Below are 19452 nucleotides of genomic sequence, written 5' to 3' on the forward strand. Positions count from 1 at the left end.
GCCAGCATATGACACTTATTGCCACAGACAACTCAAAAAACCAAGAAATCGTTAGGAATGTCTTTACGATTTATCTTGAAAAAAAAGGGCATCGCAAAACACCAGAGCGATATGCTATCCTACAAGAAATTTATGACAGCGAAGAGCATTTTGATGTAGAAAATTTATACATCAAAATGAAAAATAAAAACTACCGTGTGAGTAGGGCTACACTTTACAACACTATTGAGTTACTGCTAGATTGTGCCTTGGTTAGAAAGCATCAATTTGGTCAAAATCAAGCGCACTATGAAAAATCGTATTTTGACAAACAGCACGATCATATCATTATGACTGATACTGGGGAAGTAATAGAGTTTTGTGACCCAAGAATTCAAACCATAAAGAAAACTATTGAAGAGATTTTTGACATTGAAATCACCAATCATTCTCTTTACCTGTATGGCAATAAAAAACAAAAACAATAAGAGAACACTAGTTCTTAAAATATAAAATTAACTACAAATAACACATAGAATGACGGTAGATTTATTATTAGGATTACAATGGGGAGATGAGGGAAAAGGAAAAATTGTTGATGTTCTTACTTCAAAATATGATATTATTGCACGTTTTCAAGGTGGCCCAAACGCAGGTCATACTTTAGAATTTGACGGAATAAAACATGTTTTAAGAACTATTCCATCCGGTATTTTTCATAAAACTGCTGTAAACATAATAGGTAACGGAGTTGTTATTGACCCTGTAGTTTTTCAAAAAGAAATTGAAGGTCTCGAAAAATTTAATTTAGATATCAAAAGCAAATTAATCATTTCTAGAAAAGCACACTTAATCTTACCTACACACCGCTTGCTAGATGCTGCCTCTGAAGCATCAAAAGGGAAAGCAAAAATTGGATCTACATTAAAAGGTATTGGCCCAACATATATGGACAAAACCGGTAGAAACGGAATTCGTGTGGGTGATATTGAACTCGAAGATTTTGCAGATCGTTATAGAGCATTAGCTGACAAGCATGAAGAAATGATCAAATTTTACGATGTATCAATTCAATACAACTTAGCTGAAATGGAAGCTGAATTCTTTGAAGCAATCGAAGAATTAAAAAAATTAGATTTTATTGACAGCGAAGAATATTTACACCAAGCTCAAAAGTCTGGTAAATCCATCTTGTGCGAAGGTGCTCAAGGTTCTTTACTGGATGTTGATTTTGGAACGTATCCTTTTGTAACATCATCAAATACTACAGCTGCAGGTGCTTGTACTGGTTTAGGTATTGCTCCAAATAAAATTAAAGAAGTTTACGGAATTTTTAAAGCCTATGTTACTCGTGTAGGAAGTGGTCCTTTCCCAACTGAGCTTTTTGACGAAGATGGAGCGACAATGGCACGTGTAGGAAACGAATTTGGATCGGTAACAGGAAGACAAAGACGTTGCGGATGGCTTGACCTTGTAGCATTAAAATATGCTGTACAAGTTAACGGTGTAACCCAATTGATGATGATGAAAGGTGACGTACTTTCTGGATTTGAAACTCTAAAAGTTTGTACGGATTACAATTATAAAGGTGAAAAAATTTCACATTTCCCGTACAACATTGAGCCAGAAAATGTGACTCCAGTTTACCAAGAATTTAAAGGTTGGAAACAAGATTTAACGGGCATGACCACTTATGACGAGTTGCCTATTGAATTAAAAGAGTACATTGCTTTTATTGAAAAAGAAGTGGAAGTGCCTATCAAAATAGTATCTGTAGGTCCAGACAGGAAACAAACCATATTAAAATAAATACATTAAACGCTCTGTAAATCAGAGCGTTTTTTTATACATTAGTAATGAAATAGCCAAGCCAAATCCACCACACAATGATACCAAAGCAAGGAATAATTTTACGTTATACACTACTATTTGCTTGTTTTAGTATGCTCTTGTCTTGTAAGGAAGATCAAGACATCACTTTAAATGCCGACAATCAGAAATATAGCGTAAAAGGGAATAAAATTTTGAAAGACAACCAACCCATTCAGTTGATTGGAACAAATTCATTTCAAGTTTTTGGAGCAAACGACACTAAAATGAGTAGTTGGAATATGGATATCGCTAGGGAATTCATTGGTAATGTCTTAGAGCAACCCTTAACCGGAATGCCTATAAAAGACAGTAACGGTTCTTTTTTACACTCATTAGAAAGTGTTGTGGATGGAAATCGAAAAAATAACAGAGTTACCATTTTATGCGGTTTTGGCTGGGACGGAAAAACAGACACAGAATTTACAGGTAAAAGCCCGTCAAAAACCATTTGGTGGAAAGCCTATAAAGAAAAACTCCAAGCTTGGGCACTGTATTTTAAAAATCAACCCGATGTGTGGATCGAAGTTTGGAATGAGCCCTACAGATTTGATCGAGCTGATGGGTATACTGATGAGGTCTGGGAAAAAGACATGGAAGAACTAGTAGTCCAAATTAGAAATACAGGGAATACTAATATCATTTTGATTCCTTGTGCAGAACAGGGACAAGATGAAAGCGTGTTGCTCAATAAAGGAATTACTTTTTTACAAAAAAAATCAAATATTATCTTTGATATACATGCTTATGAAAAATGGCTCTTAGACAATACTACTAACATAAATAGTAGAATGGATGCATTAAAAAAGCAAAATTTACCAATCCTTTTTGGAGAAACAGCTCCTATGAATGCTGGAATTTTAATGGATCCGCGGTATTTTCTTGATGCTGCGTACAACAAAGGATTTTCTATATGTGCATGGGTATGGAAATATGACAAAAATGACCTGGATGCACTACTCACTGCTGATGGCAATCCGAATGACACTAACAATAATAATTGGGGTTCCACTTATAAAAACCTAGCTGCTAAACCTCGAAATCCTTAATTTTTTTTAGAACTTAAAATGAAAAATCCAAATATTAAAATCCAAAGCACTGAAATTCTTTCTGACAACTGGTATCATTTAAATAAGGTAACATTTGATTATCAAAAAAAAGATAACTCTTGGATTACTCAAAAAAGAGAGGTTTATGATAGAGGTAATGGAGCTGCCATATTGCTATACAACACGCAGTTTAAAACAGTTGTACTTACAAAGCAGTTTAGACTTCCTACCTATTTAAACGGCAATGACAGCGGCATGATGATTGAAGTTTGCGCAGGACTTCTTGATCAAGACAATCCTGAACAATGCATTATAAGAGAAACAGAAGAAGAAACGGGATACCGAATTTCAAAAGTAAAAAGAATTATGGAAACTTACATGTCGCCGGGTGCTGTTACTGAAATTCTCTATTTATTTACCGGTGAATATAATGCCAATATGAAAGTAAGTGCAGGTGGAGGAGCCGAACATGAAGAGGAAAATATTGAGGTTATTGAAATGCCATTTGATGCTGCTTATGCTATGATTGAAAGTGGTGAATTAAAAGATGCTAAAACAATTATGCTCTTGCAGTATGCCAAAATAAATAACCTTTTGTAATGAATAACACTATTAAAGGAGTTTTATTTGCTTTACTAGCTACTTTACTTTGGTCAGGAAATATGGTTATTGCAAGTGGGATCAAAGGACACATCCTTCCTATTGGCTTAGCATTTTGGCGCTGGGCGGTGGCTTGTATTGTTTTGGCACCATTTGCTTTAAAAACAACTATTGACACCATTTCAACAGTCAAAAAACACGTTAAATACCTATCTCTTACTGCTTTGTTAGGCATTACCATTTTTAACACACTCATTTACTTTGCTGGCAAAACAACTAGTGCGTTAAACTTGTCATTAATTGCGATTTCAATTCCATTATTTATAGTATTATTGTCCCGTGTTATTTTCAAAGAAAAAGTTTCAACTACACAAACTATTGGAATTACAATCATTATAACTGGAGTTTTGGTTCTTATTTCCAAAGGATCATTTCAAGCATTATTGCACATAAAATTTGCCGTTGGAGATGTTTTAATGCTTTTGGCTTGCTTCTTCTTTGCTAGTTACACCATTTTAGTTCGCAAGAAACCAGATGCGTTGGCTCCAAAAGTATTTCTATTCAGTGTGTTTGTCATTGGAACTATTTTTCTGCTTCCAGTTTACATCATAGAACACATTTACTTTAAAAAAGTAACTCTGGATTCAAAAACTATCTTAATTACGTGCTATGTTGGCGTTTGCGCCTCCTTAATTTCATTTTATGTATGGAACGAAGCTATTCGTTTGATAGGCACCTCAAAAACAGCTTTAATTTACTACTTAATCCCCGTATTTAGTGGCCTATTAGCCTATTTATTTCTGCATCAAGAAATTTCACTTTCGCAAATAATCAGTATGGGAATCATCATTACCGGTTTGTTAATTACGAATAAAAAATAGAATTGGTAACTTATTAAAAAAATTAAAACAGTCTGTTTCTAATCATTATTTCTTCTTTAAATTCGGTAAAAAAAGCGCTATAATACCAATCAAGGGAAGATAAGCACATATAAAATAAACATGAGTTATACTAGTTTGATCAGCAAGATGACCTAGTAAAGCAGAACCTAAACCTCCCATTCCAAAAGCAAAACCATAAAACAATCCTGAAACCATTCCGAGTTTTTTAGGCAATAACTCTTGAGCATAAACTAAAATAGCAGGAAAAGCAGATGACATGATGATTCCAATAAGCACTGATAAAACTCCTGTCCAAAATAAATCGGCATACGGCAACAATAAGGTGAAAGGTGCAGCCCCCAAAACAGAGAACCAGATTACATATTTTCTTCCAAACTTATCGCCAATTGGTCCGCCTAAAAGTGTACCTATAGCACAAGAAACTAAAAATATAACCAAATAAAACTGTGCATCTTGTACCGACAAGCTAAATTTTTCAATAAGATAGAAAGTGAAATAACTAGACATACTAGCCATATAAAAGAACTTAGAAAAAATCAAAACCAACAAAACTACCACAGCTAAAACAATGGTATTTTGGGATAAATCCGGAAGAGCAATTACTGTTTTCTTGGTGCTTCGCAAACTCAAATGATGCTGGTACCATAAGGCAATTCTACTCAAAACCATTAGGCCAATTAAAGCCGCTGCAACAAACCAAATGATATAAAACTGTGAATTAGGAACTACAATTAAAGCAATTAATAAAGGCCCAATAGCAGTACCTGCATTACCTCCTAGCTGAAAAATAGATTGTGCCAATCCTCGTTTGCCACCAGAGGCTAGAAACGATATTCTAGAAGCTTCGGGATGAAAAATAGAAGATCCTATTCCTACCAAAACAACAGCAATAATAATCATTTCAAAACTAGAAGCGTAAGACAAACATATAATTCCTGACATAGAAAACAACATCCCGAAGATTTGTGAAAAAGGCTTTGGCCTCTTGTCTGTATATAACCCAACTAATGGCTGCAAAATAGAGGCGGCCAGTTGATAAGCTAACGTAATTAGACCTATTTGTGAGAAAGTCAAATTAAAATTTTGTTTTAAAATGGGATATGATGCCGGAATAACAGCTTGTAACAAATCGTTTAATAAATGTGCAAACGCAATAGAGAACAAGATCGAATAAACAGTTTGCTGTGCAATAGGATTTGTATCACTTTGGGACACCGAATTAGTAGATGTATTCATATTTAAAAAATAGATAAACGTATATAAAATTTAGTTGTGATAATTCAGTTCAAATGAATTGTACTAAAAAATACCAAAACAACAAAGTGACAAACGATAATGGAATTCCAAAACCAATCATCATACTACTTAAACGAGGTTTTAAACCATGGGAAGCAGACAAGATACAAGCAGTAATCATAGGAGCCATAGCAGCTTCCATGATTGCTACTTGAATAATTTTAGAGTGCTGTTGCAAAAGCACAACATACAACAAATAAATAAGTGCAGGCGTTAGGATTAATTTATATAGAAGTCCGAGTCCTAAAAAACTCCAATGCTGACTTTTACGTTCAAACTTTAGCTGTAAACCAACTGATAACAAGGCTATTGGTGTTACGCCACTTCCTACTTTTTGCAATCCAAATTGAAGCGTATCAACAAAATCATATCCTAAATTATTCATGATACATGCAATAATGAATGTAATAAAAGGTGGAAAAAAAAGGATTTTTTTTAAAATATCAAATCCATTAGATTGACTACTAGAATACATCGTAGCGACTAGAATACCTAGGGTAGAAAGTACTACAAAAGATCCGGGTTGATCAACCAAGATAGCTGTTTTCAATCCTTCTTCACCATACAAAGCCTCAATTATGGGAAATCCTAAAAAGGAAGTGTTTCCTAATCCTGCCGTCAGAATCAAACATCCAATGAGTTTATTAGACCAACCAAATTTTTTCCCTAAAAGTGTAAAAAAAAGGTACGCGCCGATAAAGCCTATCCAAGCCACACCAATAGGAAAAAGCAACTCCGTACTCCATTTTATTTTAGGGATGTAAAATAGTCCAAGCGCGGGAAGACAAATATAAATTACAATTTTATTCAGAAATTTATAAATGTCTACTGGAAATCCTTTGCAATGTTGCAAAACAATACCGAGTACTAAAAAAACAAAAATTAATATAAAATTGGTCATAGCTTAATTTGCTACAAAAGTACCCCTATTTTATGAATTGAATCAAATGAATTTACAAATAGGCACATCACGAAGAAAAAAACATTTTAAAATTGGTAAATTAAAAATACATCGTATATTTGTAACATATTTTATTACAGTATGATTTCAGGTAAGTTTGCTATAACCATTCACATTCTCACATTGCTGCATCAATTTCCTGAGGAATTTTTATCCTCAGAGTTCTTGGCTTCGAGTATGAATGTACACCCCGTTTTGGTTAGGAAAGAGATAGCAAACCTTAAAAAAAATAATATTGTAGTTAGTAAAGAAGGTAAAAATGGAGGTAGTAAATTATCCGTTTCAGCAGCTTCCCTTACTTTAGATACCATATTTAAAATGACTTTTGAAACGGTTAACTTAGGCTTTGCAAAAAACACGCCCAATCCAAAATGCCCTATCGGAAGAAAAATGAATGAAAAACTAACTGATTTGTATGATGAGATCAACACTAAAATCAGCTCTGAATTGAGCAACATAACACTCGAAAAATTTTCGAACCAATTTTAAACTTTTTTTGAATTAAACTGTAACATTTTTTATTACTTATTAAACCCCAACATTATGAAAATTGCTATTATTGGCGCCACAGGATTTGTGGGCACTGCTATTTTAAACGAATTAAACGCACGTAATCATGAAATTACTGCAATTGCGAGAAACCCAAAAGACGAAAACAAAGAACACGTAAAATGGATTAAGGCCAATGCCCATGTAGAAACGGAATTACTTGAGGCCATTTCAGGAAATGATCTTGTGATTAACGCGTATAGTGCAGGCTGGACAAATCCAAACTTTTACAACGATTTTCTTGAAGCCTCAAAAACAATTCAGGAAGCGGTAAAAAAATCAGATGCAAAACGATTCCTCACCATTGGAGGTGGCGGTAGTTTGTATGTTGCGCCGAATGTTCAAGCAGTAGACACACCTGATTTCCCTAAGGAATATTATACGGGCGCTACCGCTGCAAGAGATTACTTGAATCATATTAAAGAGGAAAAAGAATTGAATTGGACATTCTTTAGTCCAGCTTTAGAGATGCACCAAGGGATAACTACAGGAAGAACTGGAAAATACCGTTTGGGTTTAGAAAATCCTGTCTTTAATGAAGATAATAGAAGCATCCTATCTGTAGAGGATCTTGCGGTTGTTATTGCCGATGAAGCCGAAGAACCAAAGCATCATCAAGTACGATTTACGGCAGCATACTAATTTTATCTCATTACAAAAAACAGTTTCAAAAGGCAAAAGCTTATTTGAAACTGTTTTTGTTTTTAGTACTTTTACAGTTCAACGCCAACATATTTTGGAACAAAAAAACAAAAACCCAAGCGCACTACACGAAAAACCCGGAATTTCTCCTCCCGATATGATAAGCACAACATCTGTTGGTGCTATTCAGCGTTTTAGAAAAATACAACCGTCCGCAAAAGAGCTCGTTGAAGGCATTTTAGCCGAAAATATTACTGCCTTGAGCCGAGCCATTACTCTTGTAGAAAGCACCAGCAGTACTCATTTGGCTAAAGCCAATGAAGTAATCACAGCTTGCTTGCCACATGCTAAACAATCTGTTAGAATTGGAATTACAGGTGTTCCCGGCGTGGGAAAAAGCACTTTTATTGAGGCATTTGGGAAATACTTAACGAGCTTAGGAAAAAAAGTTGCCGTACTAGCCGTCGATCCTAGTAGTACTATTTCACACGGAAGTATTCTGGGTGATAAAACTCGTATGGAAGAACTAGTCAAAGATAAAAATGCGTTTATCCGTCCATCAGCCTCAGGAGAAACATTAGGAGGTGTAGCCCGTAAAACTCGTGAAACCATTACACTTTGTGAAGCTGCAGGGTTTGATATTATTATTATAGAAACTGTTGGCGTAGGCCAAAGCGAAACGGCTGTTCACAGTATGGTTGATTTTTTTCTGTTGTTAAAAATATCTGGGGCAGGCGATGAATTACAAGGCATTAAACGCGGGATTATGGAAATGGCAGATGCTATTGTGATCAACAAAGCCGATGGGGATAACGTACGAAGAGCCAATCTTGCCAAATTAGAATTCAACAGAGCTTTGCATCTTTTTCCGGCCAAAAAATCAGGCTGGACACCAACCACGGCAGCTTGTAGTGCCATTACTCACGAAGGCATACCCCAAGTGTGGCAAACCATTCAAAAATTTTTAGAGCTGACCAAAGGGAACAATTATTTTTTTGAAAAAAGAAAAGAACAAAATCAATATTGGATGCTTGAGACGATCAACGAACAATTAAAAACCAATTTTTTTAGCAATCCAGAAATCCAAAAATCATTAACCTCTACAAAAAAAGCGGTGCAAAATGATGAAATTTCACCCTTTGCAGCCGCTCAAAAATTATTAGAAACCTATTTCAAAAAAGAGTAAACTTACTCTTTTTCGTAGCGTTCCATTTCCCGGTCATAAAACTCATTGGCAAGAACGATTAATCCTTCCATTTCAGTATTCAATTCGGCTTCATCTAAATCCTCAGCTTCTTCCATAAACTCTACCTCATCGTCTTTCAGATTAATTATAAATCTTGGATAGTCTAAGTGTATGATAAAAATATCTTCGGGAAAATCAGTATTGTCTCCTAGTAAAAATTTTGGTAATTCCATTATGTATTATTTTATTGATTCGTTTTATAATTCACCAGTTAAGTGAGTTTTCTTTAGTTCCGCCAAAACTTCAAAAATCTATTTATCAGAAAGAATTATGGGTGCACTTCCTTTACCATTCATAAAAATAATTTTTGTGTTTGATGACGCTGCTAATTCTTTTTGTGCCTTTATTTGCTCGTATTGCAATTGCTTATCTGATAATCCCGTCGAAATGATACGCTGATAATCTGCAATACCTTGTGCTTCTACTCTTTTACGTTCGGCCTCTTGTTTTTCTTTCTGCAACACAAACGTCATTTTTTGCGCATCTTGCTCTGCGTTAATTTTACTTTCGATAGAGGCTTTTACTGATGCTGGTAAGTTTATATTTCGAATGAGAAGTTGCTCTAAAACTAACCCTCTAGCTTTGAAATCAGCTTCAATAGTTTTAAAAATACGCTGTTGAAATTCATTTCGTTTTGTTGAATATAAAGCTACGGCATCATAATAAACAGCATTGTCTCTAATACGCGTTCTGGTTACTGGACGAACAATTTTATCTGAGTAGTTTACACCAATTTCTTTAAAGATTTTTGGAGCTGATTCTGGAGAAATTCTGAATAAAACAGTCAAATCGATGACTACTTCCAGTCCATCATTAGAAAGAACACGAATGGCATCATCACCTTGCTGAGCTCCTTCGCTATGAACGGCAGACATGGTATAATTTTGTGTTTGAATGTCAAATTCAGTCACATCCATAAGAGGATTAATCAAACTCAATCCGCTTTCTAGGATATCTGACTGCACACTTCCATAAAGCGACTTTACGCCTACTTTACCAGCATCTATTTGCTTGAAAACCGACGAAAAAATGCCTAAGAAAATCAATAGTACACCTACAGCTTTTAGAGCTACTGAATATTTAGAGAAAGAATTTGCAGTAGTATTTAATGTAAAACTAAAAACTAGAAGAACAACTCCAAGGATAATAAATACAATCATTTTGTTAGGGATTAAGTTTATATCCTTGTTATACGGAAATAGAAATAAGAAGTTACAATGTACGAAAAAATTTAACTTTGATGTTGTTGCATTGCCAACTTCTTAGTCAATCTGGCAAAGCGAATATACAAAAATAATGCAGCAATTGTTAAACCTGCCAAAAGTCCTATCCAGATACCCACCGCTTTGAGCTCTGTGTACTTTCCTAAATAATAGGATATAGGAAAACCTACAACCCAATAGGCTACAAAGGTAATGTACATAGGGATTTTTACATCTTGAAGACCTCTAAGTGCACCCAAAACAACTACTTGAATTCCATCTGAAATTTGAAATATAGCGGCAATCAATAATAGTTTTGAAGTGATTGCTATAATTTCATTATTATCAACCATTTGACTCGCATCGGACATGTTCAAGAAAAAATGTGGTAACACTTGATGAAAAATAACAAATAAAATCGCAAAAAATATTTCTAGTAAAATAGCTAAAATAAAAATAGAGCGCGCTACTACAATAAGTTGCTTAAAATCATTCAATCCCTTGGTATTACTTACTCGTATCATGGCTGTAACACTAAGTCCCATAGCCACCATAAAGGTAGATGATGCCAGGATTAATGCAATTTGATTTGCAGCTTGACTATTTTTTCCCAATGATCCAGAGAGCCAAATTGCCGCCGTAAATAAAGTAACCTCAAAAAGCATTTGCATGGCTGAGGGCATTCCTAAATTAATAATTTTTTTAAGAATCGATTTTTTTATTTCTTTGAAACTAAAATTCTTAAAGTATTTTTTCAAATCGGCGTTTCTTTTCATCAGATAATGCATAAAAACCACCATCATGATTCGGGATAAAACCGTTCCTAGTGCTGCACCTAAAATTCCTAATTTTGGAAAAATCCAAATTCCATAAATCAATACGTAGTTAAAAAAGATATGCACGACATTTGCTAGCAAAATAGCATACATAGAATATTTAGTTTTTGATAAACCATCTGCAAACTGCTTGTATCCTTGGTACATAATTACCGGGATCATAGAAAAAGCAACCCAATCAATATAAGGTGCAGCAAGATCTGCCACTTCTTTGGGCTGTTGCATGATATACATTACCTGCTTAGAAAGCACTGTAACCACAAACAATACAAATCCCAAAATGGTACATAACAATAATCCGTGATGAAAAGTAGTTCGGATTTTTTGATTGTCTTTCTCAGCATCGGCCTCTGCAATAAGCGGTGTTATTGCCGTAGAAAACCCAATACCTATAGACATTGCAATAAAAATAAAACTATTTCCAAGTGAAACTGCTGCTAATTCAGTAGAGCCTAATTTCCCTACCATAAAATTATCTACAATACCTATTAATGTATGCCCCAACATTCCTAGAATGACAGGATAGGCTAATTTGATGTTATAAGAAAACTCTTTGACGTACTGAGATAAATTCACTTTGTTATTTTTTGAAGGCAAAGATAATTAGAAGCTTTCAATTCTAACCGTGTTATTACATTATTAACCCAACCTTTTTTGAATAATATATACAAAAACAAGAAATTCTATAACAAACCAATTGAATTGTATAACACCCTAACAAAGCTTCAGGTCTATATTTGTACCGTTGTTTTGTTTGAATAATAATAACTAAATGACACAAAATATTAATATTAAATTTTACAATTATGACAATCGCAGGAAAAATTAAAACAGGATTTTTAGTAGCAGTAGCAATGATGTTTGCTTCAACAACTCAAGCACAAGAAACAAACACAGCAGAAAATTACGATCAAGGTTTCCGTTTAGGTGTAGGATTAAATGCAGGTTACTCAACTAATGATCCATATAAACTATCCCTTGGAGCTGACGTAAGAGGTCAGTATGATTTATCAAAAAGATACTCTTTGACTTTAACTACAGGATATACCAATTTATTTCAAAGTAAAGCAGATGGCTTTCCTGGACAAACAGAAGGAAAAGATTTAGGTTTAATCCCAGCTAAAGCAGGTTTCAAAGCATTTGTTTGGAATGATCAATTTTACTTAATGGGTGAAGCAGGTGCTGCATTTGCAGTAAGTAATGTAGACAATACAAGAGATAAAACATCTTTATTGTTGTCTCCAAGTATTGGATACGCTACTAAATATATCGATGTATCGTTGAACTATACACATTACAATCATTTTGATCGTTTAAACAACAATGGAACTCTTGGTAGAGGAGTTGGACAAGTTGGTGTACGTTTGGCTTACGGTTTTAAACTATAAGACCTCATAAAATTAGTTATAAAAAAATGCGCTGAAATTCAGCGCATTTTTTTTGTCTATTCCTTTTCTAACATTTCTTTATACAATTCCATATTAGCCTTGACCTTATCATCCATCTCTGGCTCCTTAATATCAGTGTGTTTTTGCATTTCTTCCCAGATAATCTTAGCCACAATATAACGTGCCATTTCTTTATCATCGGCTGGAACAACATACCATGGCGCATGCTCAGAACTTGTCTTGTTTATGGCTTCTTCATAAAAATGCATATAATTATCCCATTGATCACGCTCTTTCAAATCTCCCACCGAAAATTTCCAGTTGTGCTCCCGCTCTTCTAATCGGCGTAACAAGCGCTGCCTTTGCTCCTCTTTACTCAAATGCAAAAAGAACTTTAGCATTATGGTTCCATTTTGGGTAATATGCTTTTCAAAATTATTGATCTGCTCCATTCTATTTTCCCAAAACTCCGGCGTAATGTCTGCCACGTCTTCAACTCCTGGTAGATTTTCGTTCAAAATATATTCGGGATGCACTCTCGTAACCAAAACATTTTCATAATGCGATCTATTAAACACGGCAAACTTTCCTTTTTCTGGTAAAACTAAATAATGCCTCCACAAATAATCATGCTCTAACTCAGTAGAATTTGGCGTTTTAAAACTATGCACCACCACCCTCTCGAGTTAAATTCCTTAAAAACTTCCCGAATCAAACTGTCCTTTCCAGAAGTGTCCATTCCTTGCAAACAAATCAAAACACCATACCTATTGTGCGCGTACATGACATCTTGCAAGGCACTTAATTTTTCAGTGACATTCTTTAATTTGTCTTCTTTTTTTTCATCGCTGGCACCAATTTCTAAATTGGTTGGCAATTTTGACAACTTAATTTTGTCAACAACTTTAAAATCATCCGGATTTATAGACTTCATAGGAAATAATTTATCTTTACTTCTCAAATATAACAAATTACAAGAAGCTTTTTCCTGCTGTACGCTTGAATCTTTTCCTCCGCCAAAAAAAGGCGTTCGTAAAAGGATATCGCTTCCATCAGGGCTAGGGACTTGCTGTAAAAACACAAATAATGGAAAAATTCAAACTCGAAATTCTCTTGCATATCATCGGTATTGGTTCAGCTTCAGGACTAATCTATAAAGATAATTCCCTACTAATAATAGGAGATAACAGCGGATTCCTTTATGAATATCAATTAGATTCTAAAGACTTAAAACGCCATCCATTGCTCGAAAATCCTATTGAAAACACCCCTAAAAAAGATAAATCCGATTTTGAAGCTATCGCATACTTTGCCGATAGTCTTTATGTTTTTGGATCTGGGTCAACCGGCAATAGGAACAAAATGATTCAACTAAACGATGCCGATAAAAAAATAATTGCAACGCACGATCTAACCGATTTATATGCTGTCATGCAAAACTTCGGCGAGATCAATCCCGAAGATTTCAATATTGAAGGCGCCACGTATAATGGTCAAAATTGGTATTTATTGAATCGCGGCAACGGAATTTCGAATAAAAATGTACTTTTTACCATAGCTGGCAAAAACCTAACAAACGATTTTCAAATTCTTTCCAATGCTTACAAATTGCCTAAAATAAAGGGCGTTCGAACCAGCTTTACCGATGCCATTCTTGTAGACGATACGCTTTATTTTTTGGCCACAGCCGAAGATACAAAATCAACGTATGACGATGGCGAAGTTTTAGGAAGCTTAATTGGGAGCATCGACTTGAAAACCATGAAAATCAATTTCACACAAAAAATTAGCGATACCCATAAATTCGAAGGATTGACTTTATACACCAATTCAAAAAAAAAAATTGAGTTCCTGCTTTGTGAAGACAAAGACACTGAAGTTTTAGAAACGTATATTTATAAATTATCTTTTTCAAAACAATAAATCAAAAAATATTTTATCTCCATCCCAACCTTTTTCATTTTTTTAATCTCTTTAGTAGAAAGACATAAATTGTGATAAACGAAAATTTAATTTCTGACTGCAAAAAAATGCACCGAGATGCCCAGCGTCAAGTGTACGAGCTTATGGCTCCAAAATTGTACCGCACTTGCAAGCGCTACCTAAAGAAAGAGGAAGAAATAGAAGAGGCATTGGCCGACGCTTTCTATACTATTTTTACCAAACTCGACCAGCTCAAAGAATTTGGCGCTTTTGAAGCTTGGTCCCGAAAAATTACAGTCAATCATTGTTTGGCTACCATCAAGAAAAATACCAATTTCAATTTGCATCTTGATGATATCAAAATTATTGCGCAACCTTTTACTGATGAAATAACGGACCTCGAAGAGGAAGATTTGCTGAATTTGCTCAATCACATTCCTGAAGGTTGCAAGACGATTTTTAATCTTTTCGTAATCGAAGGCTATGGCCACAAAGAAATTGCAGTTATGCTGAACATTTCCGAAGGCACATCCAAATCACAATTGAATGCTTCGAAAACCAAGCTAAAGGAATTAGTAAACAATTTGTATTACCAAAAAGCGAAATAGTCATGGACAATCAAGAAAAAATATTCAACAAAATAAAAAATGCTTCCCAAAAAGCAGAAGAAAAAAACTTTCCTGCAATGGAAAAAGTTTGGATGCGAGTAGAAGAAAAGCTAGACAAGAAAGAAGACAAAAAAGCTATTGCACTTTGGAAAAAATTAACCATTGCCGCTTCACTCCTATTGTTTTTCTCATTGGGATACCAGTTTATTAAAAACGATTCAAAAGTAATCAAGCCAAGCGGAACCAAAGAAAACAGCATAGTTATACAAGAAAAAACAGAGCCTAAACAAACTGAGGGACTTTCAAAAACCATAAAACCAGATGCAGAAGTTAGTCTAAAAAAACAAACTGAAAAACCTGTAGTTGTAGTAGAAAAAACTACACATACCAATAGTGACATTAACCCGCTTTCTAGTGTCAAAACTGATGAAATTGAGCTTAACGAAAACAAAGAAGCGACCATAATCGCCGTGAAAGTCGAAGCAATTGCATTACAAGAAAACAAGGCAAAAGCCAAAATTTCATCAACTTACGATGCAATAACAAAAACTATTTCAGGAATTGTAACCGACGAAATAAACCAGCCTCTTCCTGGGGCAACTGTTTTGGTTAAAGGAACAACTCAAGGAGCAATAACTAATATTAATGGTGAATTTAACATTAAAGCTGAAAAAGGAGATGAACTTGTTTTTTCATATATAGGATATGAAAACAGTTATGCTACTGTTGGTGAAAATGATAAAATAAATATGAAACTGGTTAATAATTCAATGGCTTTGAATGAAGTTGTAGTTGCTGGTTATGCATCTAAGCCAAAAAAATCAGCTTTGACGGGTTCTGTTACTATGATTTCTGGTACTGATTTGATGAAACAAAAATCAGCAAATGTTAGTCAAGCCCTTCAAGGTAAAATTGCAGGAGTTCAAATTACAAACAATCCTGAATATTTGAGTCAAGACTCGCCTAAACCTTATCCAACAATTAGAATCCGCGGAAACGCATCCATTACACAATCAAACGAACCTTTATACATTATTGATGGTGTTCCTGTGAATCCTGAGGAGTTCAAACAATTAAAACCCGAAAATATTAAAACTGTAAACGTTCTAAAGGACTTCGCTGCAACTTCTTTATACGGAAGTAGAGCATCAAATGGTGTCATTTTACTAACAACAAAAAAAGGAACTTATCAAAATCTTTCTAAAAAAGAACTAGAAAAAAGACTCAAAAAACTGAGCAAAAATAAAAAGCAAGAACAAATAGTAGTTCCACCAAAATCTATCGAAGTTTCACAAGAAGACTATGAAAATTTTGTAGAAAATCAATTCGAAAGTCCAAAATCAGCACCACTTTCCACTTTCTCCATTGATGTTGACAACGCTTCTTATACCAACATAAGACGTTTCATCAACAACGGACAAACCGTGCCGAAAGATGCCGTGAGAGTTGAAGAAATGATGAACTTTTTCAAGTATAAATATCCACAACCACAAGACCAAAATCCGTTTTCGATTAATACGGAATACAGTGATTGTCCTTGGAATCCAAAACACCAATTGCTAAAAATTGGTTTGCAAGGCAAAAATATTCCAACGGATAATCTGCCAGCTTCCAACTTGGTTTTCTTGATTGATGTTTCGGGTTCGATGAGTGATCCCAACAAATTGCCTTTACTGAAACAATCACTGAAAATTTTGGTAAACGAACTCCGAAAAAAAGACAAAGTAGCCATTGTGGTTTATGCCGGAGCAGCGGGAATGGTTTTGCCTCCAACAACTGGAGACGAAAAACAAACTATCATCGATGCGTTGGAAAAACTCAATGCTGGCGGAAGCACGGCTGGTGGAGCAGGAATAGAATTGGCTTATAAATTGGCAGAAGAAAATTTTATCAAAGGAGGAAACAACCGAGTAATTCTGGCTACTGATGGTGATTTTAACGTTGGTGCTTCATCCAATACAGATATGCAAACCTTGATAGAACAAAAAAGAAAATCGGGAGTTTTCTTAACTTGTTTGGGTTATGGAATGGGCAATTACAAAGACAGCAAAATGGAAACTTTAGCCGACAAAGGCAATGGAAATTATGCTTATATCGATAATATTCAAGAAGCCAATCGTTTCTTAGGTAAAGAATTCAAAGGTTCAATGTTTGCTATCGCCAAAGACGTTAAAATCCAAATCGAATTCAATCCAAAACATGTTCAGGCGTACCGATTAATTGGCTACGAAAACAGAAAATTGCGCCCTGAAGATTTTACAAACGATACCATTGATGCAGGAGAATTAGGTAGCGGCCATACAGTAACTGCTCTGTACGAAGTGATTCCAACTGGTGTGGAAAATGAATTTATCAACAATCAACCGGATTTAAAATACACCAAAACAAGCTCAAATGGAAGTGATTATTCTGATGAATTGGCAACTATAAAATTCCGTTATAAAAAACCAGACGGAGACAAAAGTATCGAAATGGTAAAAGCTATTGAAAACAAATCCATTCCATTAAAAAACTCGTCCGATGATTTTAAATTTAGTTCCGCTGTCGCTTGGTTTGGGTTGAAATTGAGAGATTCAAATCTAGTATCTAATAAATCCTCTGAAGAAATCAAAAAACTGGCAAAAGAAGGATTGTCCAATGACGAAGACGGTTATAAAGCAGAATTTATCCGCTTGGTTGAAACTGTAAAATAATTATTTTAACCCGAGTTAAGTTATTCCAATCTGCAAATGTTGTGTATAAAGATACACTGAATAAACTTCTCAATACACTTCGCACTCAACGTGAGTTATATTGAGAAGTTAGTGGCTAGTTAACCTAAGAAACGTAAAAAAAGAAAATTATGAAAAAGATACTTTTTATTGTAACAATACTTCTATCAATTAATAGCTTCGGACAAAAACCGACAGGAAAAGTTCAAGGATTACGAATTACAAATCAAGAAATTGCTTCTAAAAATGATACAATTATTAACGTCCTTTACAAAAACGAAATTGAGAATAAAAAAAAGCCGGCTTATTTTATAAATGGAAAGCTAATTAATGAAGGTATTTTAAGAACTATAAATCCAAATGAAATTGCAACCTATAATGTTGAAAAAAAAAATATTGAAATCGAAAATGTAAAATACCACGAACAACTTTATTTAGTAACTAAATCAACATATAAACCTAAATTAATTTCATTAAATAATTTAAAAGCTAAATATACAAACCTAAAAGCAAAGACAACAATATTTAAAATTGACAATACTATAGTGAATGCAGATTATAATAATTTTATAATTGACGAAAATTATATCTTAAAAATTATTGTTGAGCCGTTTGAAAATAAAAACGAAAAATTGAATGTGACTTTCGTGAATTTGCTAACTAAAGCAGAGGAGAATATTAAAAAATCAAAAGAAATAATATTACGTGGGAAAGATGAATTTGCGATAAATAAATAAATAACCAGCCACTAAAACACGCTACAAGCAATTTGGGTATTTGGCTCAATGGAAAAATTAGTTTTTATTTGGAAGATTTAGCAAATCCGAAAAATGGGCTTAATTTAGTAGCAAAATGCTTGTAGCGCGTGAACGTTATTGTCAGAAAAACTAAAAAAGATAAAATGAAACTAATTTTTTTAATACTACTTTTCTTACAATAATCCAATCTACTTTTTCTCAAACAGATAAAAAAGTAAACAATCTTATTTCAGCAAGTAAAACACAGATTGTTTCAATTGATCCTGTTTATTTCGTGCTGGGGACATTAAGTGATTATATGGGGCGTTTTTATGCTGTAAAAAGAGAAAAGCAAGTTGACAGATACTATCCTTTTGAAAAACAATTAGTAAATTATTTGAGTTTATATATTAAAACTGAATTAAATATTACTGTTGAAACAATTTTTCAAAAATCGAATCACTGTGAAATGTATTCCGAGGAAATTTCAAAAAAAATGAATAGTTTTTATGGCGAAAAAGATGAACTCTTAAATAACAAATTTGAAACGAATGAGCAGATCTATTCCTTTTTAGCAGGTGTTTATTACAGATATGGTGAAAAACTAGATTCTTCTATTTATAAAATTCAATTAACTAACTCAACTAAACATCAAAACTGCAACGAATTCCTTAAACAAGTTGGTTGTAAAAACATAGTATATGAATATTTGCAGAATATTCCAGCACAATTTATATATTACTTTGAACCAACAGCTGATTTGAAAAAATATTTTGATGCTATTGAGCCTGAAAGAGTAATACTTAAGAAATCATTTTATGATAGTATAGTAAAAATGACGGAGGGTGGTATAACGAAAACAGACTTAGAAATGAGTTTACAAAAATTAAAAGCGGACGGAATTGAAAAATTTAAAAAGGCTTCCAAAAAATAAATATCTTAACTTTGTTTTGG

The 19452-nt window shown here is 34.1% G+C and carries 19 protein-coding genes and 1 pseudogene; 14 read left to right on the forward strand and 6 right to left on the reverse strand.

Annotated features, from left to right (window positions below):
• Positions 1–8: 8 nt before the first annotated feature.
• The 5 genes from AC061E_RS06405 to AC061E_RS06425 all read left to right on the forward strand — a co-directional run bounded on the left by AC061E_RS06405 (position 9) and on the right by AC061E_RS06425 (position 4378).
• Positions 9–467 carry a Fur family transcriptional regulator gene (locus AC061E_RS06405; RefSeq protein ID WP_086453606.1) on the forward strand — a complete coding sequence of 153 codons (459 nt, stop codon included), beginning with the start codon at positions 9–11 and terminating at the stop codon, positions 465–467.
• Between the two features lie 49 nt (positions 468–516).
• Positions 517–1788 (forward strand): adenylosuccinate synthase, encoded by a 1272-nt coding sequence (locus tag AC061E_RS06410; RefSeq protein ID WP_478285503.1) that lies wholly within the window; start codon positions 517–519, stop codon positions 1786–1788.
• A 77-nt stretch (positions 1789–1865) separates the two neighbouring features.
• Positions 1866–2897, forward strand: coding sequence for a cellulase family glycosylhydrolase (locus AC061E_RS06415; RefSeq protein WP_478285504.1), 1032 nt, complete (start codon positions 1866–1868; stop codon positions 2895–2897).
• A gap of 18 nt (positions 2898–2915) precedes the next feature.
• Positions 2916–3497: a GDP-mannose pyrophosphatase NudK gene (nudK, locus tag AC061E_RS06420; protein ID WP_478285505.1), complete on the forward strand. Its 582-nt coding sequence runs from the start codon at positions 2916–2918 to the stop codon at positions 3495–3497.
• Positions 3497–4378, forward strand: coding sequence for a DMT family transporter (locus AC061E_RS06425; protein ID WP_478285506.1), 882 nt, complete (start codon positions 3497–3499; stop codon positions 4376–4378). Before nudK ends, AC061E_RS06425 begins: the two co-directional genes overlap by 1 nt.
• Positions 4379–4423: 45 nt before the next feature.
• Here the strand turns inward: AC061E_RS06425 and AC061E_RS06430 are convergent, their stop codons facing one another.
• Both AC061E_RS06430 and AC061E_RS06435 read right to left on the reverse strand, forming a co-directional pair.
• Complete coding sequence (locus tag AC061E_RS06430; RefSeq protein ID WP_478285507.1) at positions 4424–5635, reverse strand: MFS transporter; 1212 nt, start codon at positions 5633–5635, stop codon at positions 4424–4426.
• Positions 5636–5684: 49 nt separating this feature from the next.
• Entirely contained in the window at positions 5685–6596 is a 912-nt protein-coding gene (locus tag AC061E_RS06435) for an AEC family transporter (RefSeq protein ID WP_478285508.1), read from the reverse strand.
• A gap of 141 nt (positions 6597–6737) precedes the next feature.
• On the opposite strand from AC061E_RS06435, the gene AC061E_RS06440 reads away from it, so the two are divergent.
• The 3 genes from AC061E_RS06440 (at position 6738) to meaB (ending at position 9033) form a co-directional block, all read left to right on the forward strand.
• Positions 6738–7145, forward strand: coding sequence for an RrF2 family transcriptional regulator (locus AC061E_RS06440; protein ID WP_478285509.1), 408 nt, complete (start codon positions 6738–6740; stop codon positions 7143–7145).
• Between the two features lie 54 nt (positions 7146–7199).
• Positions 7200–7847, forward strand: coding sequence for an NAD(P)-dependent oxidoreductase (locus AC061E_RS06445; protein ID WP_478285510.1), 648 nt, complete (start codon positions 7200–7202; stop codon positions 7845–7847).
• Positions 7848–7941: 94 nt separating this feature from the next.
• The gene (gene meaB, locus AC061E_RS06450; RefSeq protein WP_478285614.1) at positions 7942–9033 is read left to right on the forward strand and encodes a methylmalonyl Co-A mutase-associated GTPase MeaB; all 1092 of its coding nucleotides are present in this window, start codon (positions 7942–7944) and stop codon (positions 9031–9033) included.
• A 2-nt stretch (positions 9034–9035) separates the two neighbouring features.
• Here meaB and AC061E_RS06455 read toward each other — a convergent pair whose 3' ends face one another.
• The 3 genes from AC061E_RS06455 to AC061E_RS06465 form a co-directional block, all read right to left on the reverse strand.
• Entirely contained in the window at positions 9036–9266 is a 231-nt protein-coding gene (locus AC061E_RS06455; protein WP_086453598.1) for a DUF8828 family protein, read from the reverse strand.
• A gap of 78 nt (positions 9267–9344) precedes the next feature.
• Positions 9345–10253: a prohibitin family protein gene (locus AC061E_RS06460; protein ID WP_478285511.1), complete on the reverse strand. Its 909-nt coding sequence runs from the start codon at positions 10251–10253 to the stop codon at positions 9345–9347.
• 71 nt (positions 10254–10324) lie between these two features.
• Positions 10325–11707 (reverse strand): MATE family efflux transporter, encoded by a 1383-nt coding sequence (locus tag AC061E_RS06465; protein ID WP_478285512.1) that lies wholly within the window; start codon positions 11705–11707, stop codon positions 10325–10327.
• A gap of 230 nt (positions 11708–11937) precedes the next feature.
• On the opposite strand from AC061E_RS06465, the gene AC061E_RS06470 reads away from it, so the two are divergent.
• Positions 11938–12519: an outer membrane beta-barrel protein gene (locus tag AC061E_RS06470; RefSeq protein WP_182648641.1), complete on the forward strand. Its 582-nt coding sequence runs from the start codon at positions 11938–11940 to the stop codon at positions 12517–12519.
• A 56-nt stretch (positions 12520–12575) separates the two neighbouring features.
• Here the strand turns inward: AC061E_RS06470 and AC061E_RS06475 are convergent.
• Positions 12576–13453: pseudogene (locus AC061E_RS06475) on the reverse strand (PPK2 family polyphosphate kinase).
• Positions 13454–13605: 152 nt separating this feature from the next.
• On the opposite strand from AC061E_RS06475, the gene AC061E_RS06480 reads away from it, so the two are divergent.
• The 5 genes from AC061E_RS06480 (at position 13606) to AC061E_RS06500 (ending at position 19432) form a co-directional block, all read left to right on the forward strand.
• On the forward strand, positions 13606–14442 hold the full coding sequence (locus tag AC061E_RS06480; RefSeq protein WP_478285513.1) for a DUF6929 family protein: 837 nt from the start codon (positions 13606–13608) through the stop codon (positions 14440–14442).
• A gap of 107 nt (positions 14443–14549) precedes the next feature.
• Entirely contained in the window at positions 14550–15050 is a 501-nt protein-coding gene (locus tag AC061E_RS06485; RefSeq protein ID WP_478285514.1) for an RNA polymerase sigma factor, read from the forward strand.
• 2 nt (positions 15051–15052) lie between these two features.
• Positions 15053–17743, forward strand: a complete 2691-nt coding sequence (locus tag AC061E_RS06490) for a vWA domain-containing protein (RefSeq protein ID WP_478285515.1) — start codon at positions 15053–15055, stop codon at positions 17741–17743.
• Positions 17744–17892: 149 nt separating this feature from the next.
• Positions 17893–18498, forward strand: a complete 606-nt coding sequence (locus AC061E_RS06495) for a hypothetical protein (RefSeq protein WP_478285516.1) — start codon at positions 17893–17895, stop codon at positions 18496–18498.
• Between the two features lie 319 nt (positions 18499–18817).
• Positions 18818–19432, forward strand: a complete 615-nt coding sequence (locus AC061E_RS06500; protein WP_478285517.1) for a hypothetical protein — start codon at positions 18818–18820, stop codon at positions 19430–19432.
• The last annotated feature ends 20 nt before the right edge of the window (positions 19433–19452 follow it).

It is taken from the genome of Flavobacterium sp. GNP011 (assembly GCF_056428925.1).

Coding starts and splice junctions, on each gene's coding strand:
- AC061E_RS06430 (WP_478285507.1), bottom strand. CDS start 5,635: ATGAATACATCTACTAATTCGGTGTCCCAAAGTGATACAAATCCTATT.
- AC061E_RS06445 (WP_478285510.1), top strand. CDS start 7,200: ATGAAAATTGCTATTATTGGCGCCACAGGATTTGTGGGCACTGCTATT.
- AC061E_RS06410 (WP_478285503.1), top strand. CDS start 517: ATGACGGTAGATTTATTATTAGGATTACAATGGGGAGATGAGGGAAAA.
- AC061E_RS06485 (WP_478285514.1), top strand. CDS start 14,550: ATGCACCGAGATGCCCAGCGTCAAGTGTACGAGCTTATGGCTCCAAAA.
- AC061E_RS06490 (WP_478285515.1), top strand. CDS start 15,053: ATGGACAATCAAGAAAAAATATTCAACAAAATAAAAAATGCTTCCCAA.
- AC061E_RS06435 (WP_478285508.1), bottom strand. CDS start 6,596: ATGACCAATTTTATATTAATTTTTGTTTTTTTAGTACTCGGTATTGTT.
- AC061E_RS06460 (WP_478285511.1), bottom strand. CDS start 10,253: ATGATTGTATTTATTATCCTTGGAGTTGTTCTTCTAGTTTTTAGTTTT.
- AC061E_RS06470 (WP_182648641.1), top strand. CDS start 11,938: ATGACAATCGCAGGAAAAATTAAAACAGGATTTTTAGTAGCAGTAGCA.
- AC061E_RS06440 (WP_478285509.1), top strand. CDS start 6,738: ATGATTTCAGGTAAGTTTGCTATAACCATTCACATTCTCACATTGCTG.
- AC061E_RS06495 (WP_478285516.1), top strand. CDS start 17,893: ATGAAAAAGATACTTTTTATTGTAACAATACTTCTATCAATTAATAGC.
- AC061E_RS06480 (WP_478285513.1), top strand. CDS start 13,606: ATGGAAAAATTCAAACTCGAAATTCTCTTGCATATCATCGGTATTGGT.
- AC061E_RS06500 (WP_478285517.1), top strand. CDS start 18,818: ATGGGGCGTTTTTATGCTGTAAAAAGAGAAAAGCAAGTTGACAGATAC.
- AC061E_RS06405 (WP_086453606.1), top strand. CDS start 9: ATGACACTTATTGCCACAGACAACTCAAAAAACCAAGAAATCGTTAGG.
- AC061E_RS06415 (WP_478285504.1), top strand. CDS start 1,866: ATGATACCAAAGCAAGGAATAATTTTACGTTATACACTACTATTTGCT.
- AC061E_RS06455 (WP_086453598.1), bottom strand. CDS start 9,266: ATGGAATTACCAAAATTTTTACTAGGAGACAATACTGATTTTCCCGAA.
- nudK (WP_478285505.1), top strand. CDS start 2,916: ATGAAAAATCCAAATATTAAAATCCAAAGCACTGAAATTCTTTCTGAC.
- AC061E_RS06425 (WP_478285506.1), top strand. CDS start 3,497: ATGAATAACACTATTAAAGGAGTTTTATTTGCTTTACTAGCTACTTTA.